The 1,516-nt window shown below is 55.9% G+C and carries 2 protein-coding genes; both read left to right on the forward strand.

Features of this window, described 5'->3' with window-relative positions; translation table 11 throughout:
• Window positions 1-125: 125 nt before the first annotated feature.
• Window positions 126-797, forward strand: coding sequence for a hypothetical protein (locus ABJK56_RS02080; protein WP_347243007.1), 672 nt, complete (start codon window positions 126-128; stop codon window positions 795-797).
• A partial coding sequence (locus tag ABJK56_RS02085) for a hypothetical protein (RefSeq protein WP_347243008.1) occupies window positions 784-1,516 on the forward strand: 733 nt, incomplete at its 3' end. The genes ABJK56_RS02080 and ABJK56_RS02085, both read left to right, overlap by 14 nt.

Here is a 1,516-nt window from a genome sequence, read left to right on the forward strand (position 1 = left end):
CGTTCTCCATACCAGCACTTTGAAGCCACAAATTTTCACTTGACTGACCACTAGGTCTTACCTGGATCAGCAGTTTCTACGCCGAGGAACTGGCCAAGAACGCTCCGAACCGGGAAGGGGCTGCAGTGCGCGCAGGAGCAACCTGGGACCGCTGGCCTTTTGAACGGCCATGGATTCCAAAGATAGGGAACGTCTTTGTGTTCGATCACGATGTGAACCAGGATGGCAATAATGACATCATTTATACCCAGGCGGTTGCCCACGACCAGGACAACGGGCTGAACACTCTGGCCATCATCAACGGGCCGGTGCCCAATCCATCGGCCCCGGACCTTGAGGATTGGAGAGACTACGTGGAGACCATTGTGACCGCTTATGGCGATAAAGTGGATGCGTGGGAGATCGGCAACGAGGGGGGACTCCCTGAGCAGCCAGGTCTCACTCCGGAAGGCTATGTGAATATTCTGCGGACAACGTGCGAGGCGCTGTACAAGCACGGACAGGGCGATAAACCAATTCTGCTTGGCAGTCCTGAGTTTTCCACATCTTTGTTCGAGCCCGATGGTCTACATTTCCAGCATTGGAAAGATGTTCTGCGGTTGATCCATGACGATAACGAATCCAGAAATTATGGTCATTTGCCGAATTGCCTGGATGCTGTAGGAGTGCATGTATACGGCCGCCCCATTTTTTTCATACGACACTATCGTGCGCGCCCGTTCCAATGCCGCCTGGGATCCAGAAGTGTGGAATCCTGGGGTATGGATCACAGAACACGGCGTGATGTGGCAGGATGAGCCCAACGATGATCATCCCTTTACCAACAAATACCGCCAGGCCTCTTACATCGTCCAGCAATACATGCTGGCCCTTGCCGGGTTCGGAGATGCCGGCATTGATGCGACTGATCCCCAGCGGGCGATGATCTTTTACCACCGCTTTGCCGATGCGAACCCTCAAAACCCCAATGACCGGTACTGGGGATTGATGGACTGGAACCGCGCTGAGTATTATCCCTCCTACGACGCAATGAGCCTGGTCACCTCTCTGCTTGGTGGCGCTTCTGCACCATATATGAATCCCGCTCCCCATCACGAGGAAAGCGTCAGTCACTACCGGTTTGACAACGATGGACAATCCATCCATGTATTGTGGGCCCGAAAAGATGCTGTGGCGGGCTGGAGAATCCCGGTGCAGCGCACAACGCCTGGCAACTGTGCCACCCTGTATTATCAACCCGGAGATGGAACGGAGGCAGATGGGTATGAGGGCAGATTCTGGAAAGTGAAGGTAGCCGTGAGCGGGTCGGGGGAATTCGTTCTGGACCTGCCTGCATCCACTGAGTCTAATGTTGGGGCTGATGAATACACCCCCTCACCAATGATCGGCGGCCCGGTCTACATCCTCGTAGAGACCAACGAGCCCTGCGGTCCAGGCCGTTCCGCACCCCCCACCGGCTCTGCCTCCGTCATCTGCCAGAACGGCCGGGCCGTCGGCACCGACCTGTGGGCCTACG

The organism is Thermogutta sp. (assembly GCF_039793925.1).
Taxonomy (GTDB): Bacteria; Planctomycetota; Planctomycetia; order Pirellulales; family Thermoguttaceae; genus Thermogutta.